The sequence below is a fragment of the Streptomyces indicus genome (assembly GCF_900100315.1).
Lineage (GTDB): Bacteria > Actinomycetota > Actinomycetes > Streptomycetales > Streptomycetaceae > Streptomyces > Streptomyces indicus.
In genome coordinates this window covers 134,265-150,006 of record NZ_FNFF01000004.1, presented here as the reverse complement: position 1 = coordinate 150,006, position 15,742 = coordinate 134,265, and the positions used below count along the sequence as shown (strand labels likewise).

Sequence of the window (15,742 nt, the reverse complement as noted above, 5' to 3'; positions counted from 1 at the left end):
GGGACGGGGGCCCGGTGCCGGGGAGGTTCGTGCGGATGAGGAGGGACGGGCGCCCGGTGCCGGGGAGCTTCGTGCGGATCGGCGGCGTGCCGCACCACGTGGTCGTCGAGGGCAGCGGGCCCGCGTGCGTGCTCACACCAGGGCTCGGGATGGCGTGGTTCGACTGGGACGCGGTGGCCGCGCTGCTCGCCCCGCACCGCACGGTGGTCCGCTTCGACCGGCCCGGGCTCGGCCTCAGCGGCCCCTCCCCCGTGCCGCCTTCGCTGGCCGGCGAGGCGGACCGGATCGCCCGGATCCTGGACGCGTGCGGGCTGGACGGTCCCGTCACCGTGGCCGGGCACTCCCTGGGCGGCTTCCACGCCGAGGCCTTCGCGCGGCTGCATCCCGCGCGCACCGCCGGCCTGGTCCTGGTGGACTCCAGCGTGGAGCCGGCCGCGCTGCCGCGCCCGGCGCCCACCCTGCACACCGGCCTCACGCGGGTGGCCGCGGCTGTCCTGGGTGCGGCCGGGGTGCCGTACGCGCTGGGCCCGGCGGGCCGGCGGGCCGCGTACCGACTGGTCCGCGGGCGGCGCGGCGGCGACCCCGCCCCGTACTCCCTCGTCCGCCGCACCTACGGCACGAGCCGGTCGCTGCGGGCCATGCTCGCCGAGTACGCCACGTATCCGGACCTCGCGGCCCAACTGGTGTATGTACGGCGGCAGTTCCCGCTCCCCGCCGGCCTGCCCGTCACGGTGCTCGCGGCCGGGGACGACGCGCGGTGGCTGGCGCTCCAGCGCGCCCTGGCCGGGGAGCTCGGCTCCGCTTTCCATGCCGTGTCCGGGGCCAGTCACCTGGTCATGCTGGACCGGCCCGACGCGGTGGCCGCGGCCGTGCTGTCCGCCGGGGACCCGGCGGAGGGCCCGTTGTCAGTGGCCCGTGCTGAGATGACCCCATGACACCTGCCGCGGACAGCAAGCCGGCCACAGACACCCGGAGCGAGCTGCGGCTGCGGATCACCGGGCGCGAGCTGCCCGGCCGCTCCTGCGGCCCGTTCCGCGAGGTGCAGGTCGCCGTGCAGCGCGGTCGCGAGCCCGAGCACCCGGTGCCCGGCGATGCGGCCGAAGCCGTCTGGGAGTTCGCGGTCACCGTGGTGCAGCTGCCCGACGGCACGGTGGACTTCCGCGGACCCCATGTGCAGGGCCGGCGCGGGGAGCGCTTCTTCTATCTGACCTGGGGAGAGTGCCCTCAGGGCGGCGCCTTCACGATGTTCCGCCGGGCCAAGCTGTACTTCGCCGACCTCCCCGCATCCCTGGTGGCGGCCGGGGCGGCTCATGGGGAGCTGGGTCTGACGGACGCCGACGGGCTGCCGCTGTGCGCCGCCGTCCGGCCGCCGAAAGTGCGCTGGAGCTAGCGGAAGCACACGGTCCGGGAGCCCTGCGGACGCGCCGCCCACCGCCTTCCGGGCACCGCGCACGATGCCCGATTCGCGCAGGTGAAGGCGGTGATAAAGCAAACATAAGCCTCTGTTACGGTTGCCGAAAATTCACACTGCTCGCACAAGGAACGCCAATGAGCACTCCGCAGCCGCCCGGCCCTGAGTCCCCCTGGGCCCCGCCGCCTGCTTCCGGCCCCGTACCGGGTCAGGTCCCTCCGCCGCCTCCGCTCGGCGCCGGTTACCCCATGGCCCCGCCCCCGGGTCCGTTCATGCCGCAGCCGAAGAACGGTCTGGGCGTCGCCGGCCTGGTCGTCGGCATCCTCGGCGTCGTCATGTTCTGGACGATCTGGATCGGCGTCATCCTCGGTGTGCTCGGCCTGATATTCGGCCTCATAGGCCGCAGCCGCGCCAAGCGCGGTGAGGCGACCAACGGCGGTATGGCGCTCGCGGGCGCCATCCTCGGCGGTCTCGCGGTCGTCGCGTCCGTGGTGTGGCTGATCGTCGCCGTGGTGATCGTCAAGGACGCCGTCGACGAGGTCAACGAGGAACTCGACAAGGCCAAGAAGGACACCGCCACCACCGCCCCCGCGGACCCGGGCGAGGACTCCGCCGACTCCGGCTCGGGCTCCGAGGACGCCGCCGGCGCCGACGACCCCGCCGCGTTCGGCGACAGCTACGAGTACGAGGACGGCGTGACCGTCACCGTCTCGGAGCCGAAGGCGTACACCCCGGACGAGTTCGCCGCGGGCCACGAGAAGGGCAACAAGGCCTTCCAGTTCACGATCACCATCGAGAACGGCAGCAAGGAGAAGCTGGACATCAGCTCCGCCTTCCCGACGCTGCGCGACGGCCAGGGCGCCGACGCCGAGATGGTCTTCGACGGCAGCAACGGCACGAAGCCCTTCGGCGGCTCGGTGCTCCCCGGCAAGAAGGCCACCGCGAAGTACGCCTTCTCCGTCCCCGCCGGCGCCGAGAAGGACCTCCAGCTGGAGATGAGCCCCGAGATCCTCGAGTACGAGGACGCCATCTGGACGGGCTCCGCCAAGTAACTCCCCCGGGAACCCGGGGTCCTGGGACCTCGGCCCCGTTCGCAGCGGGCCCTTCGGCAGGGCAAGTGAGGAAGTAATCCGGCGGTGGCCGCCGTAAGAGGCCGGCACCGTGGTCGGGTTGCCCGATGGGCGATTCCGCACGTCCCCCGCCGAAGGGCCCGTTCGTCATGATCCCGCCGACGTATCTGCCGGACCCGCGCCACGGCGCCGCGGTCGCGGCGCTGGTCCTGGCGGTGGCCGCGGTGCTCGACGCGCTGGCCGGGATCGGCCCTGCCGGTTACGGGCATCACGCGACGGACGGCGGCACGGGGGCCGTCGAGGTGCAGGTGGGCACCCGCCCCGGGGCCGGGACCTTCCACGAACAGGACGTCACCGGCCCGGCGCCCCGCCCCTGACCGGTCCGGGTCAGAGATCCACCGAGGCCGCCACCGGCAGATGGTCGCTCCCGGTGCCGGGCAGCGTCCACGACTTCACCGGCTCGATCCCGCGCACCATGATCTGGTCGATCCGCGCCATCGGGAACGACGCCGGCCAGCTGAACCCGAACCCGTCCCCCGCAGCGCCCTGCGTGGAGCGCAGCTGCGAGGTGACCGGGGAGAGCGCGCGGTCGTTCATGGTGCCGTTGAGGTCGCCGAGCAGGATCAGCTTCTTCACCTTGTCGTCGCGGATCGCGACGCCGAGCGCCTCGGCGCTGCTGTCGCGCTGACCTGCGGTGAAGCCGGCGTTCAACTTGACGCGCACGGACGGCAGATGGGCCACGTACACCGCGAACGCGCCCTTCGGGGACTCGACGGTGGTGCGCAGCGCGCGCGTCCAGCCCATCTTGATGTCCACCGGACGGCTGTCGCTGAGCGGGTACTTGCTCCAGATCCCGACGGTCCCGTCCACCGCCGCGTACGGATACGTCTCGGCCATGACCTTCTTGTACGTGGGCAACGCCTCGCCGGTGAGCTCCTCCAGGGCGACCACCTGGGCGCCGGAGGCGGCGATCTTGCGGGCGGTGCCCTCGGGGTCGGGGTTCTCGGCGTTGACGTTGTGCGTCGCGACCGTCAGGTCGCCGCCGGCCGATGACTTGTCGAAGATGAGGCCGCCGAAGAGGTTCATCCACACCAGGGCCGGGAGCAGGACGGCGATCAGGGCCGTGGCCGACTTGCGCAGCACCGCGAGGACGAGGAGCACCGGCACGAGGAGGCCGAGCCAGGGCAGGAAGGTCTCGGTCAGCGAGCCGATGTTGCCGATGCGGTTGGGGATGCGCGAGTGCAGTCCCATGACCAGGGCGAGGACCACCGCGACGGCCGCGACGACGATGCCGCGGCGCCAGATGTCCCGGTCGCCTCTCCAGCCGTCGAGCAGGCGCCGGACACGGGAGCGGTGCTCAGGCCCCGAGCCGCTGGTCCCCGTCTCCGTCATATACGCCTGCGCCATACCGTCGCCTCATTCGCCGTGCACACCGTCCCTCGTACCCGTTCGACCCTAGGTGATGACGGTGTCGTGCCTTGCCGTCTTCGGGTGTGGCTTCCCTGGGACGGCCGTACTGCTACGAGGACGGGTGCCGGGCACGGACAGTTCCGCCGGACCGGGTGCGCACCGGCCTCTGTGACGAAACGCGCACATCAGCGGCGCAAGGCCGCATCCCGCGCGGCGCCCGCGGCCGGTGGTCAGGGCCGCAGCCCGGCGAGCACGGTGTCGACGATCGACTCGGAAAGTCCGTCCGGCAGCGGCGCGTCGTGGCTGAGGATGGTGCGGGCGAGCATGGGTCCGGTGAACAGGTCGCCCATCAGCGACAGGTCGAGGTGGCCGCGGAGCTCGCCGGCTTCGACGCCGCGCCGCAGCACCTCGGTGACGCGGGCGCGGCGCCGGGCGACGACCTCCTCGTGGTAGAGCTCCCACAGCTGCGGATAGTTCTTGGCCTGGGCGAGCAGGCTCTGCAACAGCGCCGAGGACCGCTTGGCCAGGCCGCGGCGGCGGATGCCTTCGAGGACGGCGACGAGATCATCGCGTACGGAGTCTCCCGGCAGCTCCGGGTCGGGCTCATCCGTCGCACGCATGACCTCGACGAAGAGCTCCTCCTTGCCCTTCCAGCGCCGGTAGATGGTGGCCTTGCCGACGCCGGCGGTGCGCGCGATCCGCTCGATGGACATGTCGCCGAGCGAGACGCCCTCTTCGAGGAGGCTCATCACGCCCTCGATGATGGCCCGTTCGACGGCCTCGCTGCGGGGCCGGCCGCGCACGACGGGGGAACCGCCCGACGGCCCGGCCTGCCCGTGCCGCTCGTGCCACCGTTCGTGCCGGTCCCTCAGGCCCATGCCCCGCGCTCCTCTTCCCTGTGCGTACGCCGTCGTCCGCGCCCCGGATGCGGGGCGCGGACGCGCGGAAGCCATTCTCGTCCACCGGCCTGCGCCGGCGTCGTCACCGTCCGGCGCCCACCGGCTCGGCGGTCTCGGCCGGTGCGTCCGCGGCCGGCGGACGGCCGGGCAGGAACAGGGCGACGACCAGCGCGCCGAGCAGCGCGACCCCCGCACCGCACAGGGCCGTGACGTGCATCGCGTCCAGGAACGCCTGGTGGGCCGGGGCGACCAGGGCCTCACCGCGCTCGCCGAGGGAGCGGGCCACACCGAGCGTGGCCTCGATGGACTCCCCCGCCGCATGCCGCGCCCCGGCCGGCAGCCCCGCGAGGTCGCCCTCGATGCCGGAGCGGTAGGCGGCCGAGAGCACCGAGCCGAGGATGGCGATGCCGAGCGCGCCGCCGACCTGCCGGAAGGTGTTGCTGAGCGCGGAGGCCGAGCCGGCCTTCTCGCGGGGCAGCGCCTGCATGATGACCACGCTGACCGGGGTCATGATGTGCGCCATCCCGGTGCCCATCAGGAAGAAGACGACTTCGAGCAGCCAGATCGGGGTGTCCGCGTCGAGGGTCGCGAACGCGGCGAGGGTGCCGGCGATGATCAGCAGGCCCGCGGTGCACACCGCCTTGTTGCCGAAGCGGTCGACGACGAGCCGGGCGCGCGGCGCGAAGAGCAACTGGGCGGCGGCCAGCGGGATCAGCATGAGGCCGGACTCCAGAGGGCTGTAGCCGCGCACGCTCTGCAGATAGAAGACCGAGAAGAAGGTCACGCCCATCATCGCGAAGAAGACGAGCGCGATGGCGCCGATCGCGGCGGAGAACACCTTGTTCTTGAAGTACGTGACGTCGATGGACGGATGGTCGCTGCGCTTCTGATGCACCACGAAGAGCACGAGCACCGCGAGCCCCGCGCCCATGGTGGCGAGCACGGTCGGGTCCGTGAAGTCGGCCAGCCGGCCGCCCTCGATGATCCCGTACACGAGAAGGACGAGACCGAGGATCGACAGGAGCACCCCGACGGGGTCGATGCGGCCGGGGTTCGGGTCCTTCGAGTCCGGTACGAGCACGACCATGAGCACCAGGGCGAGGGCGACGATCGGCACGTTGATCAGGAACACCGAGCCCCACCAGAAGTGGTCGAGCAGCAGGCCGCCCGTGATCGGGCCGATGGCGATGGCGAGTCCGACGCCGGCGGCCCAGATGCCGATGGCCTTGGGCTGCTCGTCGCGCTCGAAGACGTTCATGAGGATGGCGAGGGTCGCGGGCATCACGAACGCGGCGCCGAATCCCATCACGGCGCGGAAGGCGACGAGGGCGGCGGGCGAGCCCGACTCGGCGGCGAGCAGGGAGCCGATGCCGAACACGAGCAGTCCGGCGAGCAGCATCTTCTTGCGCCCGAGCCGGTCGCCGAGCAGTCCGGCGGTGAACAGCATGCCCGCGAAGACGAGCGTGTAGGAGTTGATCGCCCACTCCAACTCGCCCTGACTGGCGCCGAGTCCGGTCGGCGCGGGTTCGGAGATGGTCTTCACCGCGACGTTCAGGATCGAGTTGTCGAGCACCACGATCAGCAGACTGAGCATCAACACCCCGAGAATCACCCAACGACGCCGGTGCACGGCTTCGGGTATGCGGGCGGGGGCGGGCGGGTTCGTCGTCATGCACCTGAGCGTAACCCCTTTCCGATACGACACCGTCTCGTATCGGAAAGCCTTACGGAGTCTTTACTTGTACGGGGGGTGAGGTGGCGGGGGTGCAGGGGGCGAAGCCCGCGGGGGTGCAGGGGGGCAGAGCCCCCGCGGGGGTGCAGGGGGCGGAGCCCGCGGGGGTGCAGGGGGCGGAGCCCGCGGGGGTGCAGGGGGCGGAGCCCGCGGGGGTGCAGGGGGCGGAGCCCCCGCCAGGGCGGTGGGGCCTCAGCCCCACCAACACCCCCCGCCGCGGAGCGGCGGAGCAGGCCCGCTGTGCGGACCGCGGAAGGGAGCGCAGGGGGCGAAGCCCCGCGGGGGTGCAGGGGCGGAGCCCCCGCAGGGGTGCAGGGGGCGGAGCCCCCGCAGGGGTGCAGGGGGCGGAGCCCCCGCAGGGGCGGTGGGGCGTCAGCCCCACCAACATCCCCCGCCGCGGAGCGGCGGAGCAGGCCCGCCGGGCGGACCGCGGCAAGGAACCCACCCCGACAAGAGACAATGGCACGCGTGCGCTATTCCGTCCTCGGCACCACCCAGGCCCATCACCCCGACGGCACCCCCGTGACCTTGGCCGGCGCCCGCCTGCGCGCGCTGCTCACCGTGCTCGCGCTCACGCCCGGGCGGCCCGTCACCGTCGGCCGGCTCGTCGACGAGGTCTGGGACGGTGCGCCGCCCGCCGACGCGCACGGCGCGCTCCAGGCCCTGGTGGGCCGGCTGCGGCGCGCGCTCGGCGCCGCCGCGGTCGAACTCGGCCCCGGCGGCTACCGGTTGGCGGCCGAGAACGAGGACGTGGACGCGTACCGCTTCGAGCGCCTGGCCGCCGAGGCGGCGAACGCGCTGGCCGACGGCGACCCGGTCAAGGCAGTGACCCTGTACGAGGAGGGCCTCGCGCTGTGGCGCGGCCCCGCACTCGTCGATCTGCCCGACCGCACCGCCGAGGCCGCCCGCTGGGAGGCCCGGCGCCTGGAGGCCCGCCGCGGGCGCTTCACCGCCGAGCTCGCGCTCGGCCGGGCCGAACAGATCCTGCCCGAGCTGGGCGCGCTCGCCGAGGCCCACCCGCTGGACGAGCCGTTGCAGGCGCTCCGGCTGCGGGCGCTGCGCGACGCCGGGCGCGCGGCCGAGGCGCTGGCCGCGTACGAGGGCGTACGGGAGCGGCTCGCCGAACAGCTCGGCGCCGACCCGGGCCCCGAACTGCGCGCGCTGCACGCGGAGTTGCTCACCCCCGCGCCGCCCGCACCCTCGGCCGACGGACCCGCCACCGTCACCGACGGCACCGGCAGCGGACCGACCACCGCACCAGCCACCCCCGGACCGACCACCGCACCACCCACCCTCGCCCCGACCACCGCACCACCCGCCACCCCCACCCCACTCCCCCGAACCCCACCTCCCCCCACCCCCAAGGGCAACCTCCGCGCCCGCCTCACCTCCTTCGTCGGCCGCGAGGAGGAGATCGAGGCGCTGCGCGGCGAGCTCGCGCGGGCGCGCCTCGTGACCCTGCTCGGACCCGGCGGCGCGGGCAAGACCCGCCTCTCGCAGGAGGCCGCCGACGGGCTCGCGTACCGCGACGGCGTCTGGCTCGCCGAGCTCGCCCCGGTGGACGCCGGCGCCGACCCCGAGGCCGTGCCCGAAGCGGTGCTCACCGCGCTCGGCGCGCGCGAGACCGTCCTGTACGGAGCGGGCGCCGAGGAGCTGCGGTCCGCCGACCGCGGCGGCCAGGACCCCCTCGTACGCCTGGCGGAACATCTCGCACGGCGTGAGCTGCTGCTCGTCCTCGACAACTGCGAGCACGTGATCGGCGCCGCCGCCGACATGCTGGCGTATCTGCTCGGGCGCTGCCCCGGCCTCACCGTGCTCGCCACGAGCCGTGAACCGCTCGGCGTGCCGGGCGAGTCGGTGCGCCCGCTCGGGCCGCTGCCCGAAGCGATGGCGCTGCGGCTGCTCGACGAGCGCGGTGCGGCCGCGCGGCCCGGGTTCTCGGTCGCGGACGACCGGGACGCGGCCGCGGAGATCTGCCGCCGCCTGGACGGACAGCCGCTCGCCATCGAACTCGCCGCGGCCCGCCTGCGGATGCTCACCCCGCGCCAGATCGCCGACCGGCTCGACGACCGCTTCCGGCTCCTGACGGGCGGCAGCCGTACGGTGCTGCCGCGCCAGCAGACCCTGCGCGCGGTGGTCGACTGGTCCTGGGACCTGCTCGACGACCCCGAACGGGCCGTACTGCGGCGGCTTTCGGTGTTCGCACGCGGCTGCGACCTCGCCGCGGCCGAGGCCGTCTGCGGCGCCGTACCGGAGACCGACGGGGACGCCGCCTGCCATCTGCACCTCATGGTCGACCGGCGCGACGTCCTCGACCTGCTCGGCTCGCTCGTCGACAAGTCGCTCGTCGTGGCGGCGCCCACGGCCGAGGGCGAGATGCGCTACCGGCTCCTGGAGACGGTCGCCGAGTACGCCGCCGAGCGCCTCGACGAGTCCGGCGAACGCGCCCTGGCCGAACGCGCCCACCTCGTCCACTACCGCGAACTCGCCCGCACCACCGACCCGTTGCTGCGCACGAGCCGCCAGTTCGAGGCCATCGGGCGGATCGAGACGGAGTACGAGAACCTGCGCACCGCCCTGCGCCGCGCCGTCGCCCTGCGCGACGAGCACGAGGCGCTGTGCCTGGTGCACGCGCTGTGCTGGTACTGGCAGATGCGCGACCAGCGGGCCGAGGCGCAGTACTGGTCGACGGCCGTACTGCAACTGGGCCCCGAGCCCTTCGCGCCCCCGGTGACGCGGGCGCCCGACGTGTACGAGCGGTGCACCGACGATCCGCCGCCGATGCGCCCCGAGGTGTTCGCGGAGGCCAGACGCGGGGCCCGGCTGATCCAGCTGGCGACGATGGACCACGGGCACGACCTGTGGACGGGCGTGGTCGGCGACGACGGCGGCCAGGACCTCCTGAACGCCGTCGTGGACACGTACCGGGCGGGCATGCCGCAGACCTGCCGGATGCCCGGCTCGATCTGGTTCTTCGCGCGGCTGCTCAACGGCGAGCCGTTCGACGTGCTCGACCTCAGCGCCCAACAGGTGCGCGCCTGCCGGGAGTTCGGCTACCGCTGGGAGCTGGCGGGCGCGCTCCAGATGCGGGCCAACATCCTCGCCAACCGCAGCGAATGGGCCGCCGACGCCTGCGCGAACGCGGACGAGGCGCTCGCGATCTACACCGAGCTCGGCGACGTATGGGGGCAGGCCGAGGCGCTGGCGGCGCGCGGCGAGGCCTGGGAGCGGCAGGGCGAGTTCGAACGGGCCGCCGACGACTACCGGGCCGCCATCGCGCAGGCCGGACGCATCGGCGCCAGCACGCAGGTGATGGTGCTCAAGTCGCGTCTGGCCGGAGGCGCCCTCTTCGAACTCGACCGGGGCGAGGAGGCGGAGGCCATCCTGCGCGAGATCCTCGACGAGACCGATCCCACGCTCAGCGAGGCGCAGGCCTTCGCCCGGCTCTACCTCGCGCTGCGCCTGGGCCGCACCGGGCGGACCGAGGAGGCACGGGGCCATCTGTCCTGGCTGCGCGACCAGTTCCTGTCCGGGCCCATCGTGATGTTCCGCGGCATGCTGGACGGGATGTTCGGCTGGCTCGACACCGTGGACGGCGACAATGAATCGGCCCTCGTCCACGCGCGCGACGCCATGGCCCACGCGGTCCAGCCGATGTCGCAGATGGTGATGCCGCAAATGGCCTCCTCCCATCTGTCGCTCGCGGCCAAGGCGCTCGCGGGCCTCGGAGGCGCCGAACGGGCCCTCACCGCGGCCCGGTTGCTCGGCGCGTCCGACGCCCACCGGCCCCGGATGCACGTACCGCCCCAGTTCGAAAGGGAGTTGCGCGCCGAGGCGGAGGCGGCGGTCCGCGCCCTGGTGGACGACGAGGCCTACGAGCGGGCGCACGCGGAGGGCGGCGACCTCTCCGTGGAGGAGGCCGCCGCCCTGTTCTGAGCTGCCGCTCAGCTCTCTGATCCGTGCCGCGCGGACGCGATCCGACGGTGCGGATCAGGTCTGCGGGGCCCGGCCCGCCGTACGCATCAGCTCTTCTTCGCGAACTTGTAGATGGCGTACGGGGCCATGACCGCGGTCAGGCCGACCGTCCAGGCCAGCGTCACCCACAGGCCGTGGGCGACCGGGTAGCCCTGGTCCGTCATCAGACCGCGGGCCGCGTCGGCGAGGCCGGACATCGGGTTGTACTTGGTGAAACTCTCCAGCCAGCCGGGCATGTTGGCGGTCGGCGTGAAGATGGACGAGCCGAACTGGAGCGGCATCATCACGAGGAAGCCGATGGCCTGCACGGACTGGGCGCTCTTCATGGTCACACCGAGCACCAGGAAGATCCACATCACGGCGGAGCCGAAGAGCAGCGAGAGTCCCACGGCCGCGAACAGGCCGGGCCAGTTCTCGATGTCGAAGCCCACGAGGACCGCGACGACCATCAGGACGGTGGTGGCGATCAGCATGCGCAGGATCTCCACCGAGATCTTCGCGATGAGCACGGAGCCGCGCCCGATGGGCAGGGACCGGAAGCGGTCCATGATGCCCTTGTGGAAGTCCTCGTTGAAGCCGGTGCCGACGGCCTGGGCGATCGACATGGACATCATCGCGAGCATGCCGGGGATCACGTACTGGACGTAGGTGTCGTGGCCGCCGCCCATCGCCTTGCCGATGGAACCGCCGAAGACGTACACGAACAGCAGGGTGAAGACCACCGGCATCAGGAGGGCGTCGAACATCGACTCCGGGTCCTTCTTGATCCACAGCAGGTTGCGGCGGATCAGGGCGCCGGTGTGGCGCAGGTTGGCGCGCAGGCCGATACGGCCGTCCTCCTCGCCGTTGAGCAGGGGCTGCTGCTCAACGGGCGCGGGCTTGTTGAGAGTTGCGGTGCTCATGCGGAGACCTCCTCGAGTTCACGGGCGGGAGCGTCCTGCGGAGCACTGGCCTTCTGGCCGGTCAGCGAGAGGAACACCTCGTCCAGGCTGGGCAGTTCGGTGGCGATGTCGGCGAGCTGGAAACCGGCGGCGGCCAGGTGGGCCACGATCGCGGTGAGCTGCTCGTCGCTCTGCACGGGCACGATCAGGTGGCCGTTCTCGGCGTCGACGGTCGTGGTCGCGAGGCCGGTGAGGCCGGAGGCGTCCAGGTCGGCGGCCATGGTGCGCAGGTGCAGCCGGTCGGCCGGGCGGATGCGCAGGGTGCGGCCGCCGACCTTCGCCTTGAGCTCGGCGATCCCGCCCTCGGCGATGATCCGGCCGCGGTCGATCACGGTGAGCTCGGAGGCCAGCTGCTCGGCCTCCTCCATGTACTGGGTGGTGAGCAGGACGGTGACGCCCTCGTCGCGCATGGCCTTGACCTCGTCCCACACCTCGTTGCGGGTACGGGGGTCGAGACCGGTGGTGGGCTCGTCCAGGTAGAGGACGGCCGGGCGGCCGATCATCGAGGCGGCCAGGTCGAGCCGGCGGCGCATACCGCCGGAGTACGTGCCCGCGGTGCGCTTGGCGGCGTCGGTGAGCGAGAACCGCTCGAGCAGCTCGTTCGCCCGCTTCTTCGCGTCGGCCTTCGACAGGTCGAGCAGCCGCCCGATCATGTAGAGGTTCTCGAAGCCGGCGAGCTTCTCGTCCACGGAGGCGTACTGGCCGGTGAGGCCGATCTTGCGGCGCAGCTGGCGGGGCTGGCGCAGGACGTCGTAGCCCGCGACGGTGGCGGTGCCCGCGGTGGGCTGGATGAGGGTGGACAGGATGCGCACGAGGGTGGTCTTGCCGGCGCCGTTCGGGCCGAGCACACCGAGCACGGTGCCCTCGCGCACGTCGAGGTCGACGCCGTCGAGCGCCTTCGTCTCGCCGTAGTGCTTGACGAGCCCTCGTACGGTGACCGCGTTGCGGCCGGGGTTCGGGTTCTTGTCGGATCGCGTCATGCCGACAACTGTGGAGCCCCTCGCCGACAGCACACCGACAGGTCACCGACAGGGGTGGGCGGTGGCCGATATTCCGCCGATGTCGCAGGTCGCCCCACCCAGAGGGGACTGTCTTGCGCCCCAGGAACGGCGAACCGGCCCGGCGTGGGGGAAGCGCCGGACCGGTCCGTGGTGCCACCAGGGTTCGAGGCGAGCCGTCAGCGGCCCGATGGGATCAGCGGCTCGATGGGGTCACCGGCTCAGTGGAAGGTGTGCTCCTCCTGCGGGAACGTTCCGCCCACCACGTCCTGCGCGAAGCCCTGCGCCGCGGAGACCATCTGCGCCCGCAGGTCCGCGTACTGCTTCACGAAGCGCGGCATCTTGCCCGGGGTCAGGCCCATCATGTCGGTGTAGACGAGCACCTGCGCATCGCAGTCCGGACCGGCGCCGATGCCCACGGTCGGGATGTGCAGGGAGCGGCTGACCTCGGCCGCGAGCTCGGCCGGGACCAGTTCGAGCACCACCGCGAACGCGCCCGCCGCCTCCGCGGCCTTCGCGTCGCGCAGCAGCCGGTGCGCGTCCTCGTCGCCGCGGCCCTGCACCCGGTAGCCCATGGTGTTCACGGACTGCGGGGTCAGGCCCAGGTGGGACATGACGGGGATGCCGGACTGGACGAGGAGCTCGGTCTGCGCGAGGGAGCGCTCGCCGCCCTCCAGCTTCACGGCGCCGACCCCGGCCTCCTTGACCAGGCGGGTGGCCGAGCGCAGCGCCTGCACGGCGCCTTCCTGGTACGAGCCGAACGGCAGGTCGCCGACGACGAGGGCGCGCGAGGTGCCCCGTACGACGGCCGCCGAGAGCATCGTCATCTCGTCGAGGGTGACGGGCACGGTGGTGTCGTAGCCCAGGTGGCAGTTGCCCATCGAGTCGCCGACGAGCAGGACGGGGATGCCGGCCTCGTCGAAGACGGAGGCGGTCATCGCGTCGTACGCGGTGAGCATGGGCCACTTCTCGCCGCGCTCCTTGGCGGCGATGAGGTCGCGGACGGTGACACGGCGAGTGGACTTGCCCCCGTACAGCGCCTTGCTGCTGTCGGTGGCCTGCTGGGCGGCGGACTTCTCCGCGCCGGCGGCAGGCGTGCGGGCAGCCGAATTCTGCGGCATGGCAACGGCTCCTTCAGTCATCTCGAGGCGCCCTGACGGCGTCCCCGGATCACCTCCCATGGTGGCACCTCGGGGGCGGTCGGGGCTAGGGCACCCCCCGGCCCCCCTGAGAGCCGCTCCCCCGGCGCCCCGCGGGCCCGGCCCGCGACTCCGGGCGAGGAACCATCGCCCCCTACCCCCCGTTACCGCTACGACACCGATAGCGTCGGGCCGTGGCCGCCCCGCCGCCGCATGCCACCGCCGTCCACGAGCCAGGAGTCCGGCCCATGACCACCGCCATCCGACGCAGCGACCGGCGGATCAGTCCCGTCTTCCTCGGCATCGTGGCCGTCACGGCCGCGGGCGGCTGGGCCGCGTGGACCGGGTTCGCGGACAATCCGGGGGTCGCGGTCTTCGTGTTCGTCACGGGCGCGTGGATCGTCTCGCTGTGTCTGCACGAGTACGCGCACGCGCGCACCGCCCTGCACAGCGGCGACATCTCGATCGGCGCGAAGGGCTACCTCACCCTGAACCCGCTCAAGTACACCCATGCGCTGTTGAGCATCATCCTGCCCGTGCTCTTCGTGATCATGGGGGGACTCGGTCTGCCCGGCGGTGCGGTGTTCATCGAGCGGGGCCGGATCCAGGGCCGCTGGAAGCACAGCCTGATCTCGGCCGCGGGGCCGCTGACCAATGTGCTGTTCGCGATCGTCTGCACGGCGCCGTTCTGGCTGGACGCGCTGGACGGGGTGCCGCTCGTGTTCCGGTACGCGCTGGCGTTCCTGGCCCTGCTCCAGGTGACGGCGGCGCTGCTGAACTTCCTGCCGGTGCCCGGGCTCGACGGCTACGGCGTGATCGAGCCGTGGCTCTCGTACAAGATCCGGCGCCAGCTGGAGCCCTTCGCGCCGTTCGGGCTGCTCGCCGTGTTCGGCGTGCTGTGGATCCCCGAGGTCAATGTGGCCTTCTTCGACCTGATCGACTCGCTGCTCGGGCTGCTGGGGATCGAGGAGTTCGAGTCGTACTGCGGGCAGAACCTCTACCGCTTCTGGGCCGAGCAGAACCCGGGGTGCCGCCTCAGCGGCTGACCCGGCCCGGGGCCGTGCGGGCTCAGCGGCTGACCGCGCGGCCCTTCTTCAGGTAGTACCAGCACATGTTGGAGGACAGCCCGGCGATCAGCACCCACACGATCCCGATGAAGCTGCCCTGCACGAAGGAGACCACGGCCGCGACCACGGCGAGGACGCAGACGATCAGCGCGTACAGAGCGAGGCGGGGCATGGGGCGGGCTCCTGTCGGGTCTCACATTCGGTGGTACGCCGACCAGTGTCCCTCATGCCCCGCCCGCGTCCGTACGCGCGTGGGGTCCGCGGCTCAGACGTCGGTGACCCGCAGCCCGGCGTGCGCCTTGTAGCGGCGGTTGGTGGAGATCAGGTTGGCCACCAGCGACTCGACCTGGTGGGCGTTGCGCAGCCGGCCCGCGAAGACCCCGCGCATGCCGGGGATACGGGAGGCCAGGGCCTGCACGATGTCCGTGTCGGCGCGCACCTCGCCGAGCACCATCACGTCGGTGTCGATCTCCTCGATCGACTCGTCCTGGAGCAGCACGGCCGACAGGTGGTGGAAGGCGGCGGTCACGCGGGAGTCCGGCAGCAGGGCGGCGGCCTGCTGGGCGGCGCTGCCCTCCTCGACCTTCAGGGCGTACGCGCCCTGCTTGTCGAAGCCGAGCGGGTTCACGCAGTCCACGACGAGCTTGCCGGCGAGGTCCTCGCGCAGCGCCTCGAGGGTCTTGGCGTGGCCGTCCCACGGCACGGCGACGATCACGATGTCGCTGCGCCGGGCGCACTCGGCGTTGTCGGCGCCCTCGATGCCCAGGCCGAGCTCGTCGGCGGCGGTCTGCGCGCGCTCGGCGGCGCGCGAGCCGATGATCACCTTCTGGCCGGCGCGGGCGAGCCGGTAGGCGAGGCCGCGGCCCTGGTCGCCGGTGCCGCCGAGCACACCGACGACGAGGCCGGACACGTCGGGCAGCTCCCAGGGGTCCTTGGCGGGGGCCTTCTTGGGTGCTGCTTCGGGGGCGTCATTCGTAGTCATGGCGTTGACGATACTTGCCGGTAGCGGCCTGTTGAGTTCGCCCCGGACGTGCTAACTGTTCGGCGCGTACGTGCCTGAATGTGCGGCGCGTACGTGCCTGCCGCCGGGCGCCTGCACA

14 protein-coding genes are annotated in these 15,742 nt (G+C 72.5%); 6 read left to right on the top strand and 8 right to left on the bottom strand.

The window, feature by feature from the left end; genetic code table 11:
- Window positions 1-35 precede the first annotated feature (35 nt).
- The 4 genes from BLT97_RS12760 to BLT97_RS12745 all read left to right on the top strand — a co-directional run bounded on the left by BLT97_RS12760 (window position 36) and on the right by BLT97_RS12745 (window position 2,858).
- On the top strand, window positions 36-935 hold the full coding sequence (locus BLT97_RS12760) for an alpha/beta fold hydrolase (RefSeq protein ID WP_093609324.1): 900 nt from the start codon (window positions 36-38) through the stop codon (window positions 933-935).
- Window positions 932-1,390 carry a DUF5990 family protein gene (locus tag BLT97_RS12755; RefSeq protein WP_176953748.1) on the top strand — a complete coding sequence of 153 codons (459 nt, stop codon included), beginning with the start codon at window positions 932-934 and terminating at the stop codon, window positions 1,388-1,390. The genes BLT97_RS12760 and BLT97_RS12755 overlap by 4 nt, the downstream gene beginning before the upstream one ends.
- Window positions 1,391-1,683: 293 nt before the next feature.
- The gene (locus BLT97_RS12750) at window positions 1,684-2,463 is read left to right on the top strand and encodes a DUF4190 domain-containing protein (protein ID WP_245769294.1); all 780 of its coding nucleotides are present in this window, start codon (window positions 1,684-1,686) and stop codon (window positions 2,461-2,463) included.
- A 125-nt stretch (window positions 2,464-2,588) separates the two neighbouring features.
- A complete protein-coding gene (locus tag BLT97_RS12745; RefSeq protein WP_093609320.1) occupies window positions 2,589-2,858 on the top strand; it encodes a hypothetical protein in 270 nt (89 codons plus the stop codon).
- Between the two features lie 10 nt (window positions 2,859-2,868).
- Here BLT97_RS12745 and BLT97_RS12740 read toward each other — a convergent pair whose 3' ends face one another.
- The 3 genes from BLT97_RS12740 to BLT97_RS12730 all read right to left on the bottom strand — a co-directional run bounded on the left by BLT97_RS12740 (window position 2,869) and on the right by BLT97_RS12730 (window position 6,462).
- Window positions 2,869-3,888: an endonuclease/exonuclease/phosphatase family protein gene (locus tag BLT97_RS12740; RefSeq protein ID WP_093609318.1), complete on the bottom strand. Its 1,020-nt coding sequence runs from the start codon at window positions 3,886-3,888 to the stop codon at window positions 2,869-2,871.
- Between the two features lie 233 nt (window positions 3,889-4,121).
- Complete coding sequence (locus tag BLT97_RS12735; RefSeq protein WP_093609316.1) at window positions 4,122-4,769, bottom strand: TetR/AcrR family transcriptional regulator; 648 nt, start codon at window positions 4,767-4,769, stop codon at window positions 4,122-4,124.
- A gap of 103 nt (window positions 4,770-4,872) precedes the next feature.
- Complete coding sequence (locus BLT97_RS12730) at window positions 4,873-6,462, bottom strand: MFS transporter (RefSeq protein WP_093609314.1); 1,590 nt, start codon at window positions 6,460-6,462, stop codon at window positions 4,873-4,875.
- Between the two features lie 519 nt (window positions 6,463-6,981).
- On the opposite strand from BLT97_RS12730, the gene BLT97_RS12720 reads away from it, so the two are divergent.
- Entirely contained in the window at window positions 6,982-10,458 is a 3,477-nt protein-coding gene (locus BLT97_RS12720; protein WP_093609312.1) for an AfsR/SARP family transcriptional regulator, read from the top strand.
- 86 nt (window positions 10,459-10,544) lie between these two features.
- On the opposite strand, the gene BLT97_RS12715 is transcribed toward BLT97_RS12720, so the two are convergent.
- The 3 genes from BLT97_RS12715 to panB all read right to left on the bottom strand — a co-directional run bounded on the left by BLT97_RS12715 (window position 10,545) and on the right by panB (window position 13,557).
- A complete protein-coding gene (locus tag BLT97_RS12715) occupies window positions 10,545-11,399 on the bottom strand; it encodes an ABC transporter permease (protein ID WP_093609310.1) in 855 nt (284 codons plus the stop codon).
- Window positions 11,396-12,418: an ATP-binding cassette domain-containing protein gene (locus BLT97_RS12710; protein ID WP_093609308.1), complete on the bottom strand. Its 1,023-nt coding sequence runs from the start codon at window positions 12,416-12,418 to the stop codon at window positions 11,396-11,398. Before BLT97_RS12710 ends, BLT97_RS12715 begins: the two co-directional genes overlap by 4 nt.
- 239 nt (window positions 12,419-12,657) lie before the next feature.
- On the bottom strand, window positions 12,658-13,557 hold the full coding sequence (gene panB, locus BLT97_RS12705; RefSeq protein WP_245769293.1) for a 3-methyl-2-oxobutanoate hydroxymethyltransferase: 900 nt from the start codon (window positions 13,555-13,557) through the stop codon (window positions 12,658-12,660).
- 266 nt (window positions 13,558-13,823) lie between these two features.
- On the opposite strand from panB, the gene BLT97_RS12700 reads away from it, so the two are divergent.
- Window positions 13,824-14,621, top strand: coding sequence for a site-2 protease family protein (locus BLT97_RS12700; RefSeq protein WP_093609304.1), 798 nt, complete (start codon window positions 13,824-13,826; stop codon window positions 14,619-14,621).
- Between the two features lie 22 nt (window positions 14,622-14,643).
- On the opposite strand, the gene BLT97_RS37840 is transcribed toward BLT97_RS12700, so the two are convergent.
- The gene (locus BLT97_RS37840) at window positions 14,644-14,814 is read right to left on the bottom strand and encodes a hypothetical protein (RefSeq protein WP_176953747.1); all 171 of its coding nucleotides are present in this window, start codon (window positions 14,812-14,814) and stop codon (window positions 14,644-14,646) included.
- Between the two features lie 93 nt (window positions 14,815-14,907).
- The gene (gene npdG / locus BLT97_RS12695) at window positions 14,908-15,624 is read right to left on the bottom strand and encodes an NADPH-dependent F420 reductase (protein WP_093609302.1); all 717 of its coding nucleotides are present in this window, start codon (window positions 15,622-15,624) and stop codon (window positions 14,908-14,910) included.
- Window positions 15,625-15,742: the final 118 nt, after the last annotated feature.